Source organism: Flavobacterium sp. MK4S-17, assembly GCF_009848495.1.
In the GTDB taxonomy this organism is placed as follows: domain Bacteria; phylum Bacteroidota; class Bacteroidia; order Flavobacteriales; family Flavobacteriaceae; genus Flavobacterium.
On the sequence record NZ_WWEP01000032.1, the window covers coordinates 1 to 18,854 of the forward strand.

Here is an 18,854-nt window from a genome sequence, read left to right on the forward strand (position 1 = left end):
AAGGGATGCCGACGGAGTTATTATCAAAGACCCTGTTACGGGTGAGGATGTTACCACCCCGGTAACCCAGAGCGTACAGAAGGAGTTTAAGGCCCACTTCGCTCTTAAGAGATAAATAGAGTAACTATATGAACCAAACAGGGCTGCCAATGGCAGCCCTGTTTGATTTATATGATAAAGAAGTTATTATCGGGATAATCCGTGAAGGCGGGCTACATATTTGCCTATTACATCAAACTCAAGATTTACCATATTACCTTCTTTTATGTTTTTAAAATTGGTATGCTCATATGTATAAGGAATAATTGCCACACTAAAACTATTGGATTTTGAATCTACTACCGTCAGGCTTACTCCGTTTACTGTTATCGAGCCTTTTTCAATAGTAATATTATTTGCTGTTTTATCATATTCAAAGGTATAATACCAGCTTCCGTTTGTTTCTTTTGCTACCCTGCATATAGCTGTCTGGTCAACATGCCCCTGTACTATGTGGCCGTCCAGCCTGTCTCCAAGTTTCATTGCCCGTTCCAAATTAACATACCTGCCGGTTTTCCACTCCTTAATATTGGTTTTGTTTAAAGTTTCCTGTATGGCAGTTACGGTATAAGTTTCGTCCTGCAACGCCACTACCGTAAGGCAAACGCCGTCATGGGCAACACTTTGGTCAATTTTAAGTTCGTGCGTAATTGCAGAACTTATATTTATATGCAGGTTGCCATTATCTTCCTGTATATTTTTTATGGTTCCAAGGCTTTCGATAATTCCTGTAAACATGCTGATTTATTTTACTAAATTTGTATTTTCAAAAGTAGCAATAATACAGCATCATGGCAAACAGAAAGGAAAATGTGATTGTAGGAATATCGGTTGGAGACCTTAATGGTATAGGGGTGGAAATTATACTAAAAACCTTTGAGGATGCAAGAATGCTGGAAATGTGTACACCTGTAATTTTTGCAAATGTTAAGCTGCTTTCGTTTATAAAGAAAACACTTGATATTAATTGTAATTTTCACGGGATTGATAAAATAGACCAGATTGTACCCGGCAAAATAAATGTACTTAATGTTTGGCGCGAGGGGGTTAATATAGATTTTGGTAAAAATGATGATGTTGTGGGTAAGTATGCCATACTTTCATTTACCAAAGCTGTGGAAGCTTTAAAAAACCACCAGGTTGATGTTTTGGTAACGGCTCCTATAAATAAGTATAATGTACAGTCGGATGAATTTAAATTTCCGGGGCATACTGATTACCTTGACAATGAGCTGGAGGGCGACGCGCTGATGCTTATGGTGCAGGATAACCTAAGGGTTGGTTTGCTTACTGACCATATACCGGTTAACAATGTGTCATCACACCTTACCAAAGAACTTATACGCCGCAAGGTTACAACCATTAATAAAACACTTAAACGCGACTTCAGGATTAACAGGCCAAGAATTGCTATTTTAGGTGTTAATCCACATAGTGGCGATAACGGAGTGATAGGTAATGAGGATGATACTATAGTGAAGCCTGCCATACAAACACTTTTTGAAGAAGGTGTTTTGATTTTTGGGCCTTATCCTGCCGATGGATTTTTTGGCAGCAGCCAGTATGAAAAATTTGATGCTGTTATTGCAGCTTATCATGACCAGGGGTTGGTACCTTTTAAAACCCTTGCCTTTGGCAAAGGGGTAAATTATACAGCTGGGCTGGAAGGAATAAGGACTTCACCCGACCATGGCACGGCTTATGATATAGCCGGAAAAGGTGAGGCAGACCATAATTCATTTAAAGAGGCGGTTTACCTTGCTTTGGATGTTTTTCATAACCGGGCAGAATTTAGTGAGTTAAATAAAAACCCGCTGAAAATTAAGGAAAAACAGTTGTAAACAAAAAAATGTTGATAACGGTTTTGAAATTGCAATAATTTTCTATCTTTGCACGCTCAAAACTATTGTAATGAAACAAGTTGCGTTTTGTTAACGGGTTTTGTTGCTTAAAAAACTGGCGAAATGAAAGTGAACAAAGATTTTTTAATCCCGTTTGTGGGGTTAAAACAAGGAAAGCACCAGTTTGAGTTTAATATAGATAAAACGTTCTTTGATGCCTTTGACTTTGATGATTTTAACGATGTCAATGTTAAGGTTAACCTGGTTTTGGAGAAAAAAAGCACCATGCTTGAACTTGATTTTAAGCATAGCGGAACTGTAAATGTTCCCTGCGACCTTAGCAATGAGGACTTTGACCTGCCCATTAAAGGCAAGCTCAACCTTATAGTTAAGTTTGGCGAAGAGTATAATGATGAAAATGATGAAATGCTTATACTGCCGCACGGGGAATATCAGGTTGATGTAGCACAATATATATATGAAATGATTGTGCTTTCGGTGCCTTCAAAAAGGGTGCATCCGGGAATTAAAGACGGCACTGTTGCTGCAGGTATATTAGATAAACTGGACGAGCTTGCTCCGAAAGAAGAACATAAAAAGGAAGAAGACACTGATCCCCGATGGGACGAATTAAAAAAACTGTTAAACGGATAAAATAATATAGTAAAATGGCACATCCTAAGAGAAAAACGTCGAAAACAAGAAGAGATAAGAGAAGGACGCACTATAAAGCATCTGTACCTCAAATAGCTACATGTCCTGTAACAGGAGAAGCACATTTATACCACAGGGCTTACTGGCATGAAGGTAAAATGTACTACAGGGGCCAGGTAGTTATTGATAAACAAGAGGCAGTAGCTTAATTACCGGAAAAAAATTGAGGAAAAACTCTCACTACGTGAGGGTTTTTTTGTTAAACCTGTATAGTTTTTAAATTAAGGAGGCAAATTATAAAACAAGTTATAATTTTTTTGTAATTTCCACCACTTTTCAAATCCCCGGATTTGAACAAGAAAAATTCATCCTATGAGTAAAATAACAGCCGCTATTACAGCCGTAGGTGCCTACGTGCCGGATTTTGTGCTTTCCAACAAAATTCTTGAAACGATGGTAGAAACTAATGATGAATGGATTACTACCCGTACCGGCATTAAGGAAAGGCGGATTTTAAAAGATAAAGACAAAGGGACTTCATACCTTGCTGTAAAAGCTGCCGAGGATTTACTGAAAAAATCCGGAACAAACCCTGAAGAAATTGACATGATTTTGCTGGCTACCACAACGCCTGATATGCCTGTGGCAGCCACTGCTGTTTATGTTGCTACACAAATAGGTGCTGTAAACGCTTTTGCTTATGACCTGCAGGCGGCATGCTCAAGTTTTTTATACGGTATGTCAACAGCTTCGGCTTATATTGAGTCTGGTAGGTATAAAAAAGTACTTGTTATAGGTGCCGATAAAATGTCATCTATTATAGATTATACTGACAGGGCCACCTGTATTATATTTGGCGATGGTGCAGGTGCTGCACTTTTTGAGCCGAATTATGAGGGGCTGGGCCTTCAGGATGAAATACTCAGGAGCGATGGCATAGGCCGTGAATTCCTTAAAATTGAGGCAGGCGGATCTTTACTACCCGCATCTCATGAAACAGTTGATAAAAAGCAGCATTATGTTTTCCAGGATGGAAAAACGGTATTTAAATATGCTGTTTCCAACATGGCTGATATCAGCGAAAAAATAATGAAGCGCAATAACCTCACCAATGATGATGTTGACTGGCTTATTTCACACCAGGCTAACAGGCGCATTATTGATGCCACTTCTTCAAGAATGCAGCTTGATGAAGCTAAAGTGTTGGTTAATATTGAAAAATACGGCAATACTACATCGGCTACATTACCATTGCTTTTAAACGATTTTGAACACCTGTTTAAAAAAGGGGACAACCTTATATTTGCTTCCTTCGGGGGCGGGTTTACATGGGGTTCAGTATACTTAAAATGGGCTTATAACAAACAATAGCACACTAAATAAAACTCGGAAATTATGGATATCAGAGAAATTCAAAACCTAATCAAGTTTGTAGCAAAATCTGGCGCTACAGAAGTAAAGTTAGAAATGGATGATTTTAAAATTACCATAAAAACAACTACTGAAAGCGGTGTTCCTGAAGCTACTTATGTTCAGCACGTTCCGGTTAGCCAGGCATTGCCACAGGCAATAGCGGCACAGCCCGCAGCGCCAACCGCACCAGCAGCACCTGCTGCCGCTGCAACAGGGGAAGATAATTCAAAATATGTAACTATAAAATCGCCTATCATAGGTACTTTATACAGAAAACCATCACCTGATAAAGCCCCGTTTGTAGAAGTGGGCAGTACAATATCAAAAGGAGATGTGGTATGTGTTATAGAGGCGATGAAACTCTTTAACGAAATAGAAGCTGAAGTATCTGGTAAAATTGTTAAGGTTTTAGTTGATGATGCTTCGCCTGTGGAGTTTGACCAGCCATTATTTTTAGTGGATCCATCATAGCTAACCATTTTAAATGTTAAATTTTAAGTGCTTGATTAAGCCTTTAAAATGATTTAAAATTTAAAATTCATCATTTAAAATTAAAGTGCGATGTTTAAAAAAATATTAATTGCCAACAGGGGGGAAATTGCACTTCGTGTAATAAGAACCTGTAGGGAAATGGGCATTAAAACCGTAGCGGTTTATTCTACCGCAGATGCAGAAAGCCTGCACGTGCGCTTTGCAGATGAGGCTGTATGTATAGGCCCGCCGCCAAGCAACCTTTCCTACCTGAAAATGTCTAATATAATAGCTGCGGCCGAAATAACAAATGCCGATGCTATACACCCGGGTTACGGGTTCCTTTCGGAAAACGCCAAATTTTCTAAAATATGCCATGAGCATGGCATTAAATTTATTGGCGCATCACCCGAAATGATTGAGAAAATGGGTGATAAGGCTACTGCCAAAGCTACTATGAAAGCTGCCGGGGTACCTTGTGTGCCGGGGTCTGATGGATTGTTAGACTCGTATGAACATGCTGCCAAGCTGGCAAAAGAATTTGGTTACCCTGTTATGCTTAAGGCTACTGCAGGAGGCGGAGGTAAAGGTATGCGTGCTGTCTGGAAGGAAGAAGACCTTAAAAAGGCGTGGGAAAGTGCCAAGCAGGAAGCTGCTGCCGCTTTTGGTAATGATGGCATGTATATGGAAAAACTGATTGAGGAGCCACGCCATATTGAAATACAGGTTGTGGGCGATTCTTTTGGTAAAGCCTGCCACCTTTCTGAGCGTGACTGTTCTGTACAGCGCCGCCACCAGAAACTTACCGAGGAAACCCCGTCACCGTTTATGACGGATGAGCTTCGTCAGAAAATGGGTGAGGCTGCTGTTAAGGCTGCCGAATATATTAAATATGAAGGTGCCGGTACTGTTGAATTCCTTGTAGACAAGCACAGGAACTTTTATTTTATGGAAATGAACACCCGTATACAGGTAGAACATCCTATTACCGAGCAGGTAATTGATTATGACCTGATACGTGAGCAGATACTTGTTGCTGCCGGAGTGCCTATTTCGGGTAAAAACTACCTGCCGCAATTACACTCTATAGAATGCCGTATTAATGCCGAAGACCCGTATAATGACTTCAGGCCGTCACCAGGTAAAATTACTACCCTTCACATGCCGGGCGGGCATGGCGTGCGCCTTGATACACATGTGTATTCGGGTTATACCATTCCACCGAATTATGACTCCATGATTGCCAAGCTTATTACCACTGCCCAAACAAGGGAAGAGGCTATAAGCAAAATGAGGCGCGCCCTTGATGAGTTTGTAATAGAAGGTATAAAAACCACTATCCCTTTCCACAGGCAGCTTATGGATGAGCCGGATTATATAGCCGGTAACTATACAACCAAGTTTATGGAAACATTCAAAATGAATGACCCTGAATAAATAAAAAAGCCCGCTAAAAAGCGGGCTTTTTTATTAGAAAGTATCACCTATGCGAAGATGAATATCAAGAGCTAAATTATCTGTATTGCGTATAACCTTTTCATCATCTTTGTCTAAATACATTTTATAGCCAATTCCAATTCCGGCTTCATAATTAAAATTACTGTTGCCTATATGCCTCCTTATTCCCCATTTAGGAATAATATCAATTTGGTTAGGCACAAATATATTATCCGGGATATCGCCGATTACAAAAGCATCAGGATAATACTCTACATTAATACTGAAAAAGTTTGCGCTGTTCTTAGCAGTATTTTTGCCTTTACCAGAACGATTGGCAATATTGTAATACCACCTGGGTTCCAGGCTTATGCTTGGAACAAGCGCGCTTCCTGTTTTATCGTTATAAGTTTCATAAAGCCAAAGGTCAAATCCTATCTCGCTGCGTAACGCAAATGCGCTGCCAAGCCTTGCTTCATGGCTGCCCCAAAAACCAACAGTACCTGTTTGGAAATTAAACAATGATTTCTCTACGGTGCCCTGTGCTGTTGCGGTAGCAGCACTAAGTAAAAGTGTAATTAAAGCGATTTTAATCTGTTTCATGGTTAAATTATATTCGGGGCAAATAAAAAAAAAATCCCGAAGTTTTACTCCGGGATCTAATATTAATCTGTATTAAAGATGTATTATTTAATATCCAGTTTCTTGGCAATATCTTTTGGTAATCCGCCTTTATTAAGTAGTATGGCCGTAGTTTTATACTTTACAAAGTTTTTGCTCATGTACATATAACCTTTATAGTCATTTGTAGCTCCCCATGAGTTTTTTATTATATAGTATTCCTTGCCATTTTGGTCTTTCCCAAGCCCCACTATATGCATGCCGTGGTCATCTGTTGTCTGGTAATTGTCAAAAGCTGCCTGGCGCATATCCTCAGTTATTTCCATTTCAGGCTGTGGGCCTTTAAAAATGTTTTCCCTTTCTTCAGCCGTCATGTCAGCAAAACTTTTAGCGGGAACATAAGCCACACCGTTTTTCCAGCTAAAGCCTTTTTCACTTACGTCGCCTGCCCATCCTACAGTATATCCGTTTTTAAGGGCATTATCAATAATAGCGGTCAGGTCGTTCATTTTTACATTATAAACCATATCCAGCGACCAGTTGTCCGGTACCATCAGTACAAATTTTGAATAGTACGGATGCTCTTTTAACGATGAAATTTCTACATAATCATCAGGATTTATTCCAATAACCTCTTTGGCAAAAGTTTGCGGAGTGTATTTTTTACCTTTAAATGTAAAGTTTTCGGGTACTTCACCAAGGTAACTGTCAATAACGGCTGTGTAGGCTTTTATCCATGACGGAGAAAGCTCGCCGTTAGGGTTTTTTACCACTGCAGCAAGAAGGCTTTCATTAATAGCACCCATTTCAGCAAATTTGTTGTTTGCAGTGCCATAATTAAGCCCTGTATATACATTTTGTGGCAATGCACCATATTTTTTGTACATGTTTATTACATCATGCAAAGCACCGCCATCACCTAAAGATATGGAGCCGTGCATGCGCACATAGTTTTTACCTTTTTCAATATAGGCATTACGTGCGGTATATATCTGCGAAATTTCTACAGGTTCCTTGCCCATGCGTATCATTTCTGACTCAAGGAAAGAGTTGGCAGAATAGCTCCAGCAGGTTCCTGATGATCCCTGGTTTTTAACCGGGGTATTTTCAATATTGATTACATCTGTAAACTGGAAAGCTTCCTTGCTATTGGCACTCTGGTTATTTTTTAATGAGTTGACAAGATAGTCCTGCGAAAATCCTGACTGTACACCTGCTATAAGTAAAGCAGCAGCCAAAAGCGGTTTTACCTGAAATTTATACATAATTTATCTTTTAATTTTAATGATTGAGGATTGCTAAAGTATGAAAAAATCATACAATAATAACTATTTGATAATAGTTACAGGGTTTCGCTGAGCCATTTGAAAAATTCGCGCTGCCAAACCAGTCCGTTTTGGGGTTTTAATACCCAGTGGTTTTCATCAGGAAATACAACAAAACGGCTTTTTATGCCTCTTAGCTGCGCTGCCTGAAAGGCTTCCTGCCCCTGACCGATAGGAACCCTGAAGTCTTTATCACCCTGAAATATGAGGATAGGGGTATCCCAATTATCTACATTATTTACAGGATTAAACTTAGAATAGGTTTTTTGTGCAGCCGCATTATCTTTTTCCCAGTAAGGCCCGCCACTGTCCCAGTTGGTAAAAAATACCTCTTCGGTAGTGCCATACATACTTTGCAGGTTAAACACTCCGTCATGCGCTATAAATGTTTTAAAGCGTTTGTTGTGTATGCCCGCCAGGTAAAATACTGAATAGCCGCCATAACTTGCGCCTACAGCACCAAGCCTTGCTTTATCAACATAAGGCTCTTTGGCCACATCATCTATGGCAGAAAGGTAATCGTCCATTACCTGCCCGCCCCAGTCTTTACTGATGGCTTCATTCCATTCCACTCCATGTCCCGGCATACCGCGCCTGTTAGGGGCTACTACAATATAGCCCTGTGCAGCCATAACCTGAAAATTCCAGCGGAACGAATAAAATTGTGAAAGCGCACTTTGCGGCCCACCCTGGCAGTACAATAGCGCAGGGTATTTTTTTGAAGCGTCAAAATGAGGCGGGTAGATAACCCAAACCAGCATTTTTTTACCATCGGTAGTGGTAACATAGCGCTTCTCGGTTTTGCTCATGGCAATTTTAGAATAGGCTTCGTTATTTACCTGTGTAATTTGGTTCCATGTTTTTTTCTTGAGGTTGTAACTAAATATTTCATTGGCATGGTTCATATCCGACCTTGTAACAATAACATTACCGTTACTAAAGCCAACAATACTGTTTACATCAAAATAGCCTTCTGTAATCTGCCTTACTGTTATAGCAATTTTAGTACGGCCGGGAAAGTTAACTTCAAATAATTGTTTGGTGCCGTCAACCGGGGCAAGAAAATAAACTTTTTTGCCATCTTCACTCCATGTAAAACTGTCAACTGTGCCATCCCAGCCTGCAGTAAGGTTAATGTCCATACCCTTGTGCCGAACAATAATATCATTCTTGTCGGCTTCATAGCCATCGCGTTTCATTTGCAGCCATGTTAAATCGCCTTGTGGTGAAAAGGCAGGCTGTGTATCATAACCCTTATTCTCCGGGGTTAAGTTTTTTGTGGTTTTTGCGGCAAGGTTGTATTCATATAAGTCGGTATTGGTGCTTAAAGCATATTCTGTACCTGCAAGTTTCTTGCTTACATATATAATATTTTTACCATCGGGCGACCATGTGTAATCTTCCTCACCGCCAAAAGGCTTTTGTGGTGAGTCGTAGGGTTCGCCTTTCATAATGTCGGTAAAATTATCCTTATCATTAATAGGTGTATATCCTACGTGGTTGTGCGTTCCATCATTCCAGGAGTCCCAGTGGCGGTAGTCGAGTCCGTTATATATCTGTACTGTAGATTTTTCCAGTTCAGGATAATAATCTTTGCCATATACTTTTTCCACCTTTACCTCCTTATGGGTAAGCCTAAGGCTGCCATCAGGCGAAACATATTTATCCTTTAATAATTCCTTATAGTCTTCTATTTCTTTTGCCTTACCCCCATTAACAGGGATACTATATGTTTTAGAATTTAACTTGTTCTCCTCCATAGACGGAGTTGAAACTTTATAGATAATATTTTTTCCGTCACTGCTTATGCCAAGGGGGCTAACCCTTCCTAATTTCCAAAGCAGTTCGGGTGTCATGTGCTGCTGTGCTGCTCCCGATAATCCCATGAGGCTAAAAGTTAAAAAAAGTATTTTTTTCATTTGTTTTAAATGATTTATTATATGGCTTAAAAGTAATCATTTTCTTTAATTCAATATATTGGCCTTTTTTTGAAAAAAATATAATAAATATTGCGCTTTCAACTATATGCTGCGTTAAATTTTTGTATTTAATTTAAAAGGCAATTATAAATTTTTACGGTAATAATAAGTTTAAAAAAATTAATTAATTTCACGGACTTAAATGTACGGTTACCGGATAAATTTAAAGTATGAAGGATTTCGACTGGATGCAGCTAATAAACCCTGAGTTTTATATAACGCTAGAACTGGGTGGCGTGCCTATAGGTATATATGTTGTTTTGTTTATTGTATTTGCCGAAACCGGGCTTTTTGCAGGTTTTTTCCTGCCCGGCGACAGCCTGTTATTCCTTTCCGGAATATACAGTACTGAGCTTATGGCAACACTATACCCCTTGGAGAGCGACTTTTTAAATGTGCTTGTACTGTCATTACTTGTAGCATTATCAGGTATATTAGGCAACTCTTTCGGGTACTGGTTCGGATATAAAAGCGGAGCCTACCTTTACAGTAAGGAAGACACTTTCTGGTTCAAGAAAAAATACCTTATACAGTCGCATGAATTCTTTGAAAAACACGGAGGCAGGGCTATTATTTTTGCACGTTTTCTCCCTATAATCAGGACGTTTGCACCCATTATTGCCGGAGTGGTAAAAATGGATAAAAAGAAATTCATGTTCTTTAATATTATCAGCTCGTTCATGTGGGCAATAGCGCTTATTTTTGCAGGGCACTACCTTTATGAGCTTTTCCTGAAAAAGCTGGGAATAGACCTTAAAGCGCACATTGAACTGATAATATTGGGTATTGTTGCAATAACCACACTGCCTTTAATACTTAACGCCATTAAAGGTAAAAAGGTGACTGAAAAAGAAGCCATTGAAGAGGCTGAAGATAAAGACGATGACGACTCTGACCTATTTCCGAGGTAATGAATTTAAGCTGGTGGGAAATAAAAAACTGGTTTACCGGGGTTGACTACACCATAGTAGGCAGCGGGACAGTGGGGCTTCATGCTGCTTTAAGGCTAAGGGAGCGTTTTCCTGAAAGCAAAATTCTGATACTTGAAAAGGGTTTCATGCCACAGGGGGCAAGTACAAAAAATGCAGGCTTTGCCTGCTTTGGCAGTATTTCTGAAATAATTGACGACTTAAAAAGCCATACAGAGGAAGAGGTTTTAAGCCTTATTCAAAAACGTTGGAATGGCCTGCAGTTATTGCGGAAAAGGCTGGGTGATGAGGTAATTGGTTTTAAACCTCATGGCGGTTATGAACTCTTTCTGGATGATGATACTTCGGGTTATGAGGAATGCCTGCGGAAACTGCCTTTTATAAATGAGGTACTAAGGCCACTATTTAAAACCGATGTTTTTGTAAAAGAAATAGACAGGTTTAATTTTAAGGGAATTAAGGAATACTTGGTATTCAACCCGTTTGAAGGCCAGCTTGATACCGGTAATATGATGCAGGCTTTACTAAAGGAGGCTGCAGAAAAAAATATCCTTATTTTAAACTGCCAAACAGTAACCGGTTATCATGAAAAACAGCAAGGTGTTGAGGTAGCTCTGGGAAGTTTCAGTTTTTCAACAGGTAAACTGCTGTTTGCCACCAACGGCTTTGCGGCACAATTGACCAATGGAGCTGTAAAACCGGCAAGGGCGCAGGTTTTAATTACCGAACCGATACCTAATCTTGATATTAAGGGTACATTCCATATTGACAGGGGTTATTATTACTTCCGAAATTTTAACGACAGGATACTTTTTGGCGGTGCCCGTAATCTTGACTTTGAAGGTGAAACAACTACTGAATTGGGGCAGACAGATGTTATACAAAACAGACTGGAACAGGTATTGCACGATGTAATACTACCCGATACAGATTTTAAAATAGCACATCGCTGGAGTGGCATTATGGGTATGGGCAGCCATAAAAAACCTATGGTAGAGCAGTTATCGCAACATGTTTATTGTGGTGTACGCCTTGGTGGAATGGGAGTAGCAATAGGCAGCATTATCGGTGCTGAACTGGCTGACCTTGTTTAGATGCTTTATTAGCCAGATTTAAGGCAAATTCCATTTGTGTATCTTTTCCTTTAAGAAAATCATCAATAGTTGGGCTTATTTCATAATCAGGCAGTACACCACGGCCAAAAGGCACTTTTGGTGATACATCAAGCACAAATTTCAGTATGGGTATATCTACACTTATCCCTGTATTAGGCAGGGTAAGGATTATACTGTACCCGCTGGTGTTGCCAATGTAACCACCGCCCACTTCTTCACCTATAAAAACGGCATCAGTGTGTTCTTTCATTAGGCTTGAAAATTCTGCCCCGCCGGAGTATGTCCAGCCACTGGTCAATATGTAAATGTTTCCTTTGTAGGGTTGTTTTTGTAAAGGTTCAGGCTGCTGTATGCCCTGCTTTCTTAAAATCCGCCCATCTTCTGCAAGGTAATGTTCTTTCTGCAGGTCGGTTTCCAATTCTTTAATATCTTCCGGGCTGCTATAGTCAGAATATTTATAAAAAGAATAACTGAAGGCAGATGCCTCAACATATTTGTATTTAGTGTACGGTTTATCAGTCAGAAAGGAAAACAGGTAATCCTCATTTCCCTCAGTGCCGCCGCCGTTTTCGCGGATGTCAATTATAAGGTTGCCGATATTCTTATTTCGAATCTGGGTAAAGCTTTGGCGTGTAAAATCCTTAAAATTTAAACCGCTGTCTTCATAATCGCTGTTGCTAAAGGTATTAATGCTGAGTACTGCAGTATTGCTGTTTATAAACTCCAGGGTTGCAGGCTTATCATAATCTTTTACAACACCGTCTTTATACAGTGTATCGGTAGTTATAGATAATTTTTTTAATGGTACGGCTGCCAGGTTATATTGCTGTATCTTATTTGTTTTGGTATTTTTTACTTTTATACTATAACTTTCCGGTTGCCCGATAGCTTTTGCATATTCAATGGCAAATGAATGAAGGTCGAGATAGCGGTATTTTGAAGACTCTATAAAACCGTCGGCAGCAAATGTATTGAAGATTTTTTCATATACTTTCTGTATGACTACGCCATTTACTTCAAGCAGTTCATGGCCTTTAATTGTAATGCCAGGTGTGGGGTTATTAAGTATGTAAATACTTTTGTTGAGGTAAACCACATCAAGAGGGAAAAACCTGCCTTTTTGTTTCAGTATTTTAAAAGTTATGGTGTCAAGGTGAATATCACAATGGTCTTCTTTACTATAGGCTACTAAAGGGGCAGCTATGCGATAAAACTCAAGGTTGTTCAGGCTGTCTTTAATTAACTTTCGCTGACTTACCGCAATACTGTCAAATTGCTTTTCTGTAGAATACCAGTATAAGCCTGTATGTGCTTCCTTCAGGCATTTGGCCAGTAAGTCAAAATCCTGTAGGAGTTTTTCCTTTGGCAGCTTTTCCAGTTGCAGCCTTTCAGTTGTTTTGGTGGTTTTTTTATTGCAGGCAGTAATAGTAGACAGTAGCAGTAAAAGTAAGATTTTCTTCAACGGGTAAACTTTATATTTGTTCAAATATAACATTACCCTGTAGTTTTATCAATTCCTTAAGAGGAAAATATGCACATGTAACTAACTTATTTGTATTTTCGTTATGTAATTTGCATAACATGCTTCGAAAAATATTCAGATTCTTTTTTAAGCTTTTCCTTTGGTTTATTGTGCTTTCGGTATTTTCGGTTATACTTTTCCGTTTTGTTCCGGTACCTTTCACGCCATTAATGATATCACGTGCGCTGGAACAGAAAGCCGATGGCCGGGAAATGACTTCAAGCCATCACTGGGTGCCTATAGAAGAAATGTCGCCTAATATCCAGAAGGCTGTAATAGCCAGCGAAGATGATGGTTTTTTAACCCATAGCGGTTTTGATTTTGATGCCATGTATAAAGCCTATAAAAGTAACCGCAAGGGCAAAAAGCTGAAAGGAGGCAGTACCATATCCCAGCAAACCGCTAAGAATGTATTTTTATGGCAGGGCAGGAGCTACCTTCGCAAAGGGCTTGAGGCTTATTTTACAATGCTTATAGAACTGCTTTGGAGCAAGGAGCGTATTATGGAGGTTTACCTTAACAGTATAGAAATGGGCAAGGGTGTATATGGAATACAGGCTGCTGCGCAGCACTGGTATCATAAAGATGCTAAAGACCTTTCAAAATATGAGGCAGCCGGGATTGCAGCCATACTGCCCAATCCAAGAAAATACAGGGCTACAAGGTCTTCCTCTTATATTGAACGCCGTAAAGGGAAAATTGTGCGCCTTATGCGATATGTAAACCTTGAGTATTAAAATGGCAAAGCACTACAGTTTACTGCCGCTGCTATTCTGCTTTACGGCCATGCTCGCACAAAAGCCAGCTGAGATTGGGCTGGTTTCGGATAACGACCTGTATTCCTCATTGGTAAATGACCAGTATTATACAAACGGGCTGGAATTGTATTACCGCTATCTGGGCACAAGGAATAATGATGTGGTGGCTAAGCGTATTACCGAGTTCAGGATTGGGCAATATATGTATAACCCGCAATCAGTAAAGGTAGCGGATATACGTTTTCATGACAGGCCCTTTGCAGGTTATCTCTTTGCCGAAGCAGGGCTTAATACCTTTTACGTTAATGAAAGTGTTTTGAAAATGAGTTTTCAGGCAGGCGTGCTTGGGCCGGAATCAGGAGCCGAGGAAGTGCAGGAGCAGTTGCATAAACTATTTCATTATCCTAAAGTGGAAGGCTGGCAGCACCAGATAACAACTGCACTGGGGCTACAGGCCAAACTGTTTTATTCCCATAAAATTTTTCCTGAAACATTTAAAGAAAAAACTGATTTTCACCTGCAGGCAAAACTTAATGCGGGTACCATATGGACTGATGTTTCTGCAGGAGTTACCGCACGTATTAGCCTGCGTGGCGCATTACTTCCTGTGTATAAATCATCTTTATACGGGGCTGTACTGAGCCGTAATCCTTCCGACAAAGAATTAAGGGAATTTTACCTTTATTTTTCGCCAAACATAAATTACCAGGATTATGATGCCACTATACAGGGCAGCCGTTTTAACGACACAAGCCCTGTTACTTTTCCGCTTATACCTTTTCGCTTTAATGCAGAGGGTGGGGTAAAGTACAGGAAAAACAACTGGATTTTATCCTACTCTGTACATTACCGCAGCAAAGAACTAACCAATCGTGTAATAACCGGTTATTATTATGGTTCAATAGCTGTGGGCTATCTGCTGTAATTGTTAAGGCTTCGGTTTAAGCCCCATATTGAATAAGGCAAAGGCCTGCACATCGGCATATTCATTAATAAGCTGTGCAACCGATTTACCTGCACCGTGCCCTGCGTTAACCCCAATACGTATTAGCACAGGGTTATTGCCTGACTGGTTTTCCTGTAATGTTGCAGCAAACTTAAAGCTGTGTGCCGGTACAACCCTGTCATCATGGTCACCGGTGGTGATGAGTGTTGCAGGATAGGCAACGCTTTTTTTTACGTTGTGTACGGGTGAATACCCTTTCAGGTATTCAAACATTTCCCTGCTGTCTTCGGCAGTGCCATAATCATAGGCCCAGCCGGCACCTGCAGTAAAGGTATGGTAACGAAGCATATCTAAAACCCCCACCGAAGGCAATGCAACCTTCATCAGGTCAGGGCGCTGTGTCATTACCGCACCGACAAGCAGTCCGCCATTAGAGCCTCCGCTAATGGCAAGATAGTCGCTTGAAGTATATTTATTGGCAATAAGATATTCGGCTGCTGCTATAAAGTCGTTAAATACATTTTGCTTTTGCATTTTTGTACCCGCATCATGCCATTTTTTACCATATTCACCACCGCCCCTAAGGTTAGCCACGGCATATATGCCTCCATTTTCCATCCACACTGCATTTGCAATACTGAATGAAGGCGTAAGGCTTATGTTAAAACCACCGTAACCATAAAGTATAGTAGGGTTTTTACCGTTAAGCACAGTACCTTTTTTGTAAGTAATAATCATGGGTATTTTAGTGCCGTCTTTTGAGGTATAAAACACCTGCTTCGATTCAAAAGCATTGCTGTTAAAGTCAATGTCGGGCCTTCTGTATACTTCTGAAGCCCCGTTTTCAGGATTGAATGAATAAATGGTTCCCGGTGTAACATAATTAGCAAAAGAGTAGTAAAGCGTTTTATCTTTTTTCTTTCCGCCAAATCCGCCTGCACTGCCCACGCCCGGCAGGTTTACCTGCCTTATAAGCCTGCCCTCCATGTCATACTGTTTTATAACAGAAATGGCATCTTGCATGTACTCTGCAAAAATATAACCTGCCCCGGTTGAAGGGCTTAATACGTTTTCAGTTTCGGGAATAAGGTCTTTCCAGTGTTCCTGCTGCGGTTTTGCAATGTCGGCAGTTACAATCCTGTTATTAGGTGCATTGTAATTAGTAGCTATATACAGGGTAGAGCCTTCAGTATCAATAATACTGCTGTCGCTGTCAAAATTATCCGTTAAGGCTATAAGGTTTGTCCCTGGTTTTGAGATGTCCTGAATAAAAAGTTTATTACCGGATGTTGAGTTGGCTGCTGAAATAACAAGGTAACGCTGGTCTTCTGTTACATAGCCGCCCACATACCTGTATTTTGTGGCTTCAGTATTGCCAAAAATCACTTTATCGCTTTTTTGTGCGGTTCCCAGCTTATGATAGTACAGCTTATGCTGGTCAGTTTTGGCAGAAAGTTCACTTCCTTCAGGCTTATCATAGCTTGAGTAGTAAAACCCTTCATTGTTTTTCCATGAAATACCGCTGAATTTCACATCGGTAATAACCTCACCTACCTGCTTTTTTGTTTTGGCATCCAATACAAAAATTTTGCGCCAGTCGCTGCCGCCTTCAGATATGGCATAGGCCACAAGGCTTCCATCTTTAGTAAAGCTAAGCCCGCCCAACGAGGTTGTCCCGTCTTTAGAAAAAGTGTTTGGATCCAGAAAAACCTCTTCTTTTCCGCTTTTATTTTTGCGGTATAAAACCGACTGGTTTTGCAGCCCGTCATTTTTATAATAGTAGGTATATTCCCCTTCCTTAAAAGGTGCGGAAACCCTTTCGTAGTTCCACAATTTTTCCAGCCTGCTCTTTATATTATTTCGGAAAGGTATTTTCTCCAGGTAGTTAAAGGTAACTTTATTTTGCGCTTTTACCCATTCGGCTGTTTCTGCCGAACGGTCATCTTCCAGCCAACGGTAGGGGTCAGCTATTGTAGTGCCAAAGTATGTATCTTTATTATCTGCTTTCCTTGTTTCAGGGTATTTTATTTCCTGTTGCTGGTTTTTCATTTGTGCATTTACTGCAAAGCTTCCTGCCATTGCAAATAGTATAGCTGTTGTTTTCATTATTGCCTGTTATACAAACAAAAATAGCAGATACTAATAATTTAAACAAACAAAGGCTTGTATTTTACCCGGTGCTTGTAAAGTAATATGCCATTTAAAACAACTACAAGTATGGCGGTGCCTATTGATGGTATATCTAAAAAAAGGTGGAACAGCAATATGTTGAGTGATAAGGGTATCAATAGCAGCAACACAAAAGGCACCCACAATTTTAAAAGCAGCATAAAGCCTATTATAATTTCCACTATGGCTATTAAGGTTATTACATAACCGGTATCTGCCAGTGAATTCATGAAATCGGCAGCGGCCGTGGGCGGTTGGGGCAAGGGTATGAAGGTATAAATTTTATTAGCCCCAAAAACAATAAGTATAAGGCCCAAAAGTATACGGACAATTTTTGTAAATTTTGAATTCATAACAATAAGGGGTTTTTGTTAAGAAACAGTTCGATTTCATACCGAAGGTAATAAATAATTTTTATTTTTTTAATATATTTTTTAGTAAGTAATGAATAGGTTTGCGTGTAAAATAAAAAACCTGCACCACCGTAAGGGTAATGCAGGTTAATTATTATAATTTATATGATTTTTATACCAGTCCGTTATTTACCAGATGTTCTGCAATCTGAACAGCGTTGGTGGCAGCACCCTTGCGAAGGTTGTCAGATACTATCCACATATTAAGTGTATTAGGCTGGCTCTCGTCCCGCCTTATGCGGCCGACAAATACATCGTCCTTTCCTTCGGCATATAAAGGCATAGGGTAAGTAAAAGTATCAGGATTGTCCTGTACTGTTATGCCAGGCGTATTGTGCAAAATACTGCGTACTTCATTTAATTCAAAATCAGAATTAAATTCAATGTTCACACTTTCACTGTGCCCGCCTACTGTTGGTATGCGCACAGTTGTAGCAGTAACTTTTATAGAGTCATCACCAATGATTTTTTTAGTTTCACGGGTCATTTTCATTTCCTCTTTAGTGTAGCCGTTATCCTCAAAAACATCTATTTGCGGAATTGCGTTTCGGTGAATAGGGTATTTATAAGCCATTTCCCCCTGAATTCCGGCATATTCATTTTCCAGTTGCTGAACCGCCTTTAATCCTGTTCCTGTAACTGACTGATAGGTAGAAACTACTACACGTTTAATGCCATACCTTTTATGCAGCGGGTTTAATGCCAATACCATTTGTATGGTTGAACAGTTAGGGTTGGCAATAATTTTATCTTCTTTTGTAATTCCTGCTGCGTTTATTTCCGGCACTACCAGTTTTTTAGCCGGATCCATGCGCCATGCGCTGGAATTATCTATAACAGTTGTGCCTGCTGTTGCAAATTTGGGAGCCCATTCTTTACTGGTATCTCCACCTGCTGAAAAAAGTGCTATCTGCGGCTTCATGCTTACGGCTGTTTCAAGGCTGACTACTTTATAGGGCTTACCCTTAAACATTACTTCCCTGCCCACTGATTTTTCTGAGGCAACGGGTATTAGTTCGGTTAGGGGAAAATTCCTTTCAGCCAATACTTTAAGCATAACTTCGCCTACCATTCCGGTAGCGCCTACAACAGCAACTTTCATGTTTATAATGATTATAATATTTATGCAAAAGTAAGCTAAAATGGCGTTACTTTTTGAGGCATGGCAAAAACTCACAAAAAAGTGTACAGGTGTAATTTTATTATACTGAAAAGAAAAACC

At 39.9% G+C, this 18,854-nt stretch carries 18 protein-coding genes; 10 read left to right on the forward strand and 8 right to left on the reverse strand.

Annotated elements, in window-relative coordinates; all coding sequences use genetic code 11:
• Nucleotides 1–186: 186 nt before the first annotated feature.
• Entirely contained in the window at nucleotides 187–777 is a 591-nt protein-coding gene (locus GSF09_RS10495; protein ID WP_159801129.1) for a riboflavin synthase, read from the reverse strand.
• Between the two features lie 53 nt (nucleotides 778–830).
• On the opposite strand from GSF09_RS10495, the gene pdxA reads away from it, so the two are divergent.
• The 6 genes from pdxA to accC all read left to right on the forward strand — a co-directional run bounded on the left by pdxA (nucleotide 831) and on the right by accC (nucleotide 5,855).
• Nucleotides 831–1,880, forward strand: a complete 1,050-nt coding sequence (pdxA, locus tag GSF09_RS10500) for a 4-hydroxythreonine-4-phosphate dehydrogenase PdxA (protein ID WP_159801131.1) — start codon at nucleotides 831–833, stop codon at nucleotides 1,878–1,880.
• Between the two features lie 123 nt (nucleotides 1,881–2,003).
• Entirely contained in the window at nucleotides 2,004–2,534 is a 531-nt protein-coding gene (locus GSF09_RS10505; RefSeq protein ID WP_159801133.1) for a DUF177 domain-containing protein, read from the forward strand.
• Nucleotides 2,535–2,548: 14 nt separating this feature from the next.
• Nucleotides 2,549–2,743 (forward strand): 50S ribosomal protein L32, encoded by a 195-nt coding sequence (gene rpmF / locus GSF09_RS10510; RefSeq protein WP_082482157.1) that lies wholly within the window; start codon nucleotides 2,549–2,551, stop codon nucleotides 2,741–2,743.
• A gap of 163 nt (nucleotides 2,744–2,906) precedes the next feature.
• Entirely contained in the window at nucleotides 2,907–3,905 is a 999-nt protein-coding gene (locus GSF09_RS10515) for a beta-ketoacyl-ACP synthase III (RefSeq protein ID WP_159801135.1), read from the forward strand.
• Nucleotides 3,906–3,929: 24 nt separating this feature from the next.
• The gene (accB, locus tag GSF09_RS10520; RefSeq protein ID WP_159801137.1) at nucleotides 3,930–4,418 is read left to right on the forward strand and encodes an acetyl-CoA carboxylase biotin carboxyl carrier protein; all 489 of its coding nucleotides are present in this window, start codon (nucleotides 3,930–3,932) and stop codon (nucleotides 4,416–4,418) included.
• A gap of 90 nt (nucleotides 4,419–4,508) precedes the next feature.
• A complete protein-coding gene (gene accC / locus GSF09_RS10525) occupies nucleotides 4,509–5,855 on the forward strand; it encodes an acetyl-CoA carboxylase biotin carboxylase subunit (protein WP_159801139.1) in 1,347 nt (448 codons plus the stop codon).
• Between the two features lie 33 nt (nucleotides 5,856–5,888).
• Here the strand turns inward: accC and GSF09_RS10530 are convergent, their stop codons facing one another.
• The 3 genes from GSF09_RS10530 to GSF09_RS10540 all read right to left on the reverse strand — a co-directional run bounded on the left by GSF09_RS10530 (nucleotide 5,889) and on the right by GSF09_RS10540 (nucleotide 9,720).
• A complete protein-coding gene (locus GSF09_RS10530; protein ID WP_159801141.1) occupies nucleotides 5,889–6,458 on the reverse strand; it encodes a hypothetical protein in 570 nt (189 codons plus the stop codon).
• Between the two features lie 83 nt (nucleotides 6,459–6,541).
• Nucleotides 6,542–7,741 carry an aminopeptidase C gene (locus GSF09_RS10535; protein WP_159801143.1) on the reverse strand — a complete coding sequence of 400 codons (1,200 nt, stop codon included), beginning with the start codon at nucleotides 7,739–7,741 and terminating at the stop codon, nucleotides 6,542–6,544.
• A gap of 77 nt (nucleotides 7,742–7,818) precedes the next feature.
• A complete protein-coding gene (locus tag GSF09_RS10540; protein ID WP_159801145.1) occupies nucleotides 7,819–9,720 on the reverse strand; it encodes a S9 family peptidase in 1,902 nt (633 codons plus the stop codon).
• 230 nt (nucleotides 9,721–9,950) lie between these two features.
• On the opposite strand from GSF09_RS10540, the gene GSF09_RS10545 reads away from it, so the two are divergent.
• Both GSF09_RS10545 and GSF09_RS10550 read left to right on the forward strand, forming a co-directional pair.
• Nucleotides 9,951–10,691 carry a DedA family protein gene (locus tag GSF09_RS10545; protein WP_159801147.1) on the forward strand — a complete coding sequence of 247 codons (741 nt, stop codon included), beginning with the start codon at nucleotides 9,951–9,953 and terminating at the stop codon, nucleotides 10,689–10,691.
• Complete coding sequence (locus GSF09_RS10550; protein WP_159801149.1) at nucleotides 10,691–11,803, forward strand: FAD-binding oxidoreductase; 1,113 nt, start codon at nucleotides 10,691–10,693, stop codon at nucleotides 11,801–11,803. Before GSF09_RS10545 ends, GSF09_RS10550 begins: the two co-directional genes overlap by 1 nt.
• On the opposite strand, the gene GSF09_RS10555 is transcribed toward GSF09_RS10550, so the two are convergent.
• Nucleotides 11,772–13,286, reverse strand: coding sequence for a S41 family peptidase (locus GSF09_RS10555; protein ID WP_159801151.1), 1,515 nt, complete (start codon nucleotides 13,284–13,286; stop codon nucleotides 11,772–11,774). The two genes, GSF09_RS10550 and GSF09_RS10555, sit on opposite strands and share 32 nt — an antisense overlap.
• Nucleotides 13,287–13,405: 119 nt before the next feature.
• On the opposite strand from GSF09_RS10555, the gene mtgA reads away from it, so the two are divergent.
• Complete coding sequence (gene mtgA / locus GSF09_RS10560; RefSeq protein ID WP_159801153.1) at nucleotides 13,406–14,083, forward strand: monofunctional biosynthetic peptidoglycan transglycosylase; 678 nt, start codon at nucleotides 13,406–13,408, stop codon at nucleotides 14,081–14,083.
• Nucleotide 14,084: 1 nt separating this feature from the next.
• Complete coding sequence (locus tag GSF09_RS10565) at nucleotides 14,085–15,029, forward strand: lipid A deacylase LpxR family protein (protein ID WP_159801155.1); 945 nt, start codon at nucleotides 14,085–14,087, stop codon at nucleotides 15,027–15,029.
• Between the two features lie 3 nt (nucleotides 15,030–15,032).
• Here GSF09_RS10565 and GSF09_RS10570 read toward each other — a convergent pair whose 3' ends face one another.
• The 3 genes from GSF09_RS10570 to GSF09_RS10580 all read right to left on the reverse strand — a co-directional run bounded on the left by GSF09_RS10570 (nucleotide 15,033) and on the right by GSF09_RS10580 (nucleotide 18,734).
• Nucleotides 15,033–17,156, reverse strand: coding sequence for a prolyl oligopeptidase family serine peptidase (locus GSF09_RS10570; RefSeq protein WP_159801157.1), 2,124 nt, complete (start codon nucleotides 17,154–17,156; stop codon nucleotides 15,033–15,035).
• Between the two features lie 41 nt (nucleotides 17,157–17,197).
• A complete protein-coding gene (locus GSF09_RS10575; RefSeq protein ID WP_159801159.1) occupies nucleotides 17,198–17,572 on the reverse strand; it encodes a DoxX family membrane protein in 375 nt (124 codons plus the stop codon).
• A gap of 172 nt (nucleotides 17,573–17,744) precedes the next feature.
• Nucleotides 17,745–18,734, reverse strand: coding sequence for an aspartate-semialdehyde dehydrogenase (locus GSF09_RS10580; RefSeq protein ID WP_159801161.1), 990 nt, complete (start codon nucleotides 18,732–18,734; stop codon nucleotides 17,745–17,747).
• Nucleotides 18,735–18,854 lie beyond the last annotated feature (120 nt).

What these genes read in the sequence shown, in the direction of transcription:
- GSF09_RS10565 (WP_159801155.1), top strand. Translation starts at nt 14,085, where the DNA reads ATGGCAAAGCACTACAGTTTACTGCCGCTGCTATTCTGCTTTACGGCC.
- GSF09_RS10495 (WP_159801129.1), bottom strand. Translation starts at nt 777, where the DNA reads ATGTTTACAGGAATTATCGAAAGCCTTGGAACCATAAAAAATATACAG.
- GSF09_RS10550 (WP_159801149.1), top strand. Translation starts at nt 10,691, where the DNA reads ATGAATTTAAGCTGGTGGGAAATAAAAAACTGGTTTACCGGGGTTGAC.
- GSF09_RS10540 (WP_159801145.1), bottom strand. Translation starts at nt 9,720, where the DNA reads ATGAAAAAAATACTTTTTTTAACTTTTAGCCTCATGGGATTATCGGGA.
- rpmF (WP_082482157.1), top strand. Translation starts at nt 2,549, where the DNA reads ATGGCACATCCTAAGAGAAAAACGTCGAAAACAAGAAGAGATAAGAGA.
- GSF09_RS10575 (WP_159801159.1), bottom strand. Translation starts at nt 17,572, where the DNA reads ATGAATTCAAAATTTACAAAAATTGTCCGTATACTTTTGGGCCTTATA.
- GSF09_RS10580 (WP_159801161.1), bottom strand. Translation starts at nt 18,734, where the DNA reads ATGAAAGTTGCTGTTGTAGGCGCTACCGGAATGGTAGGCGAAGTTATG.
- pdxA (WP_159801131.1), top strand. Translation starts at nt 831, where the DNA reads ATGGCAAACAGAAAGGAAAATGTGATTGTAGGAATATCGGTTGGAGAC.
- GSF09_RS10515 (WP_159801135.1), top strand. Translation starts at nt 2,907, where the DNA reads ATGAGTAAAATAACAGCCGCTATTACAGCCGTAGGTGCCTACGTGCCG.
- GSF09_RS10570 (WP_159801157.1), bottom strand. Translation starts at nt 17,156, where the DNA reads ATGAAAACAACAGCTATACTATTTGCAATGGCAGGAAGCTTTGCAGTA.
- GSF09_RS10545 (WP_159801147.1), top strand. Translation starts at nt 9,951, where the DNA reads ATGAAGGATTTCGACTGGATGCAGCTAATAAACCCTGAGTTTTATATA.
- GSF09_RS10535 (WP_159801143.1), bottom strand. Translation starts at nt 7,741, where the DNA reads ATGTATAAATTTCAGGTAAAACCGCTTTTGGCTGCTGCTTTACTTATA.
- GSF09_RS10505 (WP_159801133.1), top strand. Translation starts at nt 2,004, where the DNA reads ATGAAAGTGAACAAAGATTTTTTAATCCCGTTTGTGGGGTTAAAACAA.
- accB (WP_159801137.1), top strand. Translation starts at nt 3,930, where the DNA reads ATGGATATCAGAGAAATTCAAAACCTAATCAAGTTTGTAGCAAAATCT.
- mtgA (WP_159801153.1), top strand. Translation starts at nt 13,406, where the DNA reads ATGCTTCGAAAAATATTCAGATTCTTTTTTAAGCTTTTCCTTTGGTTT.
- accC (WP_159801139.1), top strand. Translation starts at nt 4,509, where the DNA reads ATGTTTAAAAAAATATTAATTGCCAACAGGGGGGAAATTGCACTTCGT.
- GSF09_RS10530 (WP_159801141.1), bottom strand. Translation starts at nt 6,458, where the DNA reads ATGAAACAGATTAAAATCGCTTTAATTACACTTTTACTTAGTGCTGCT.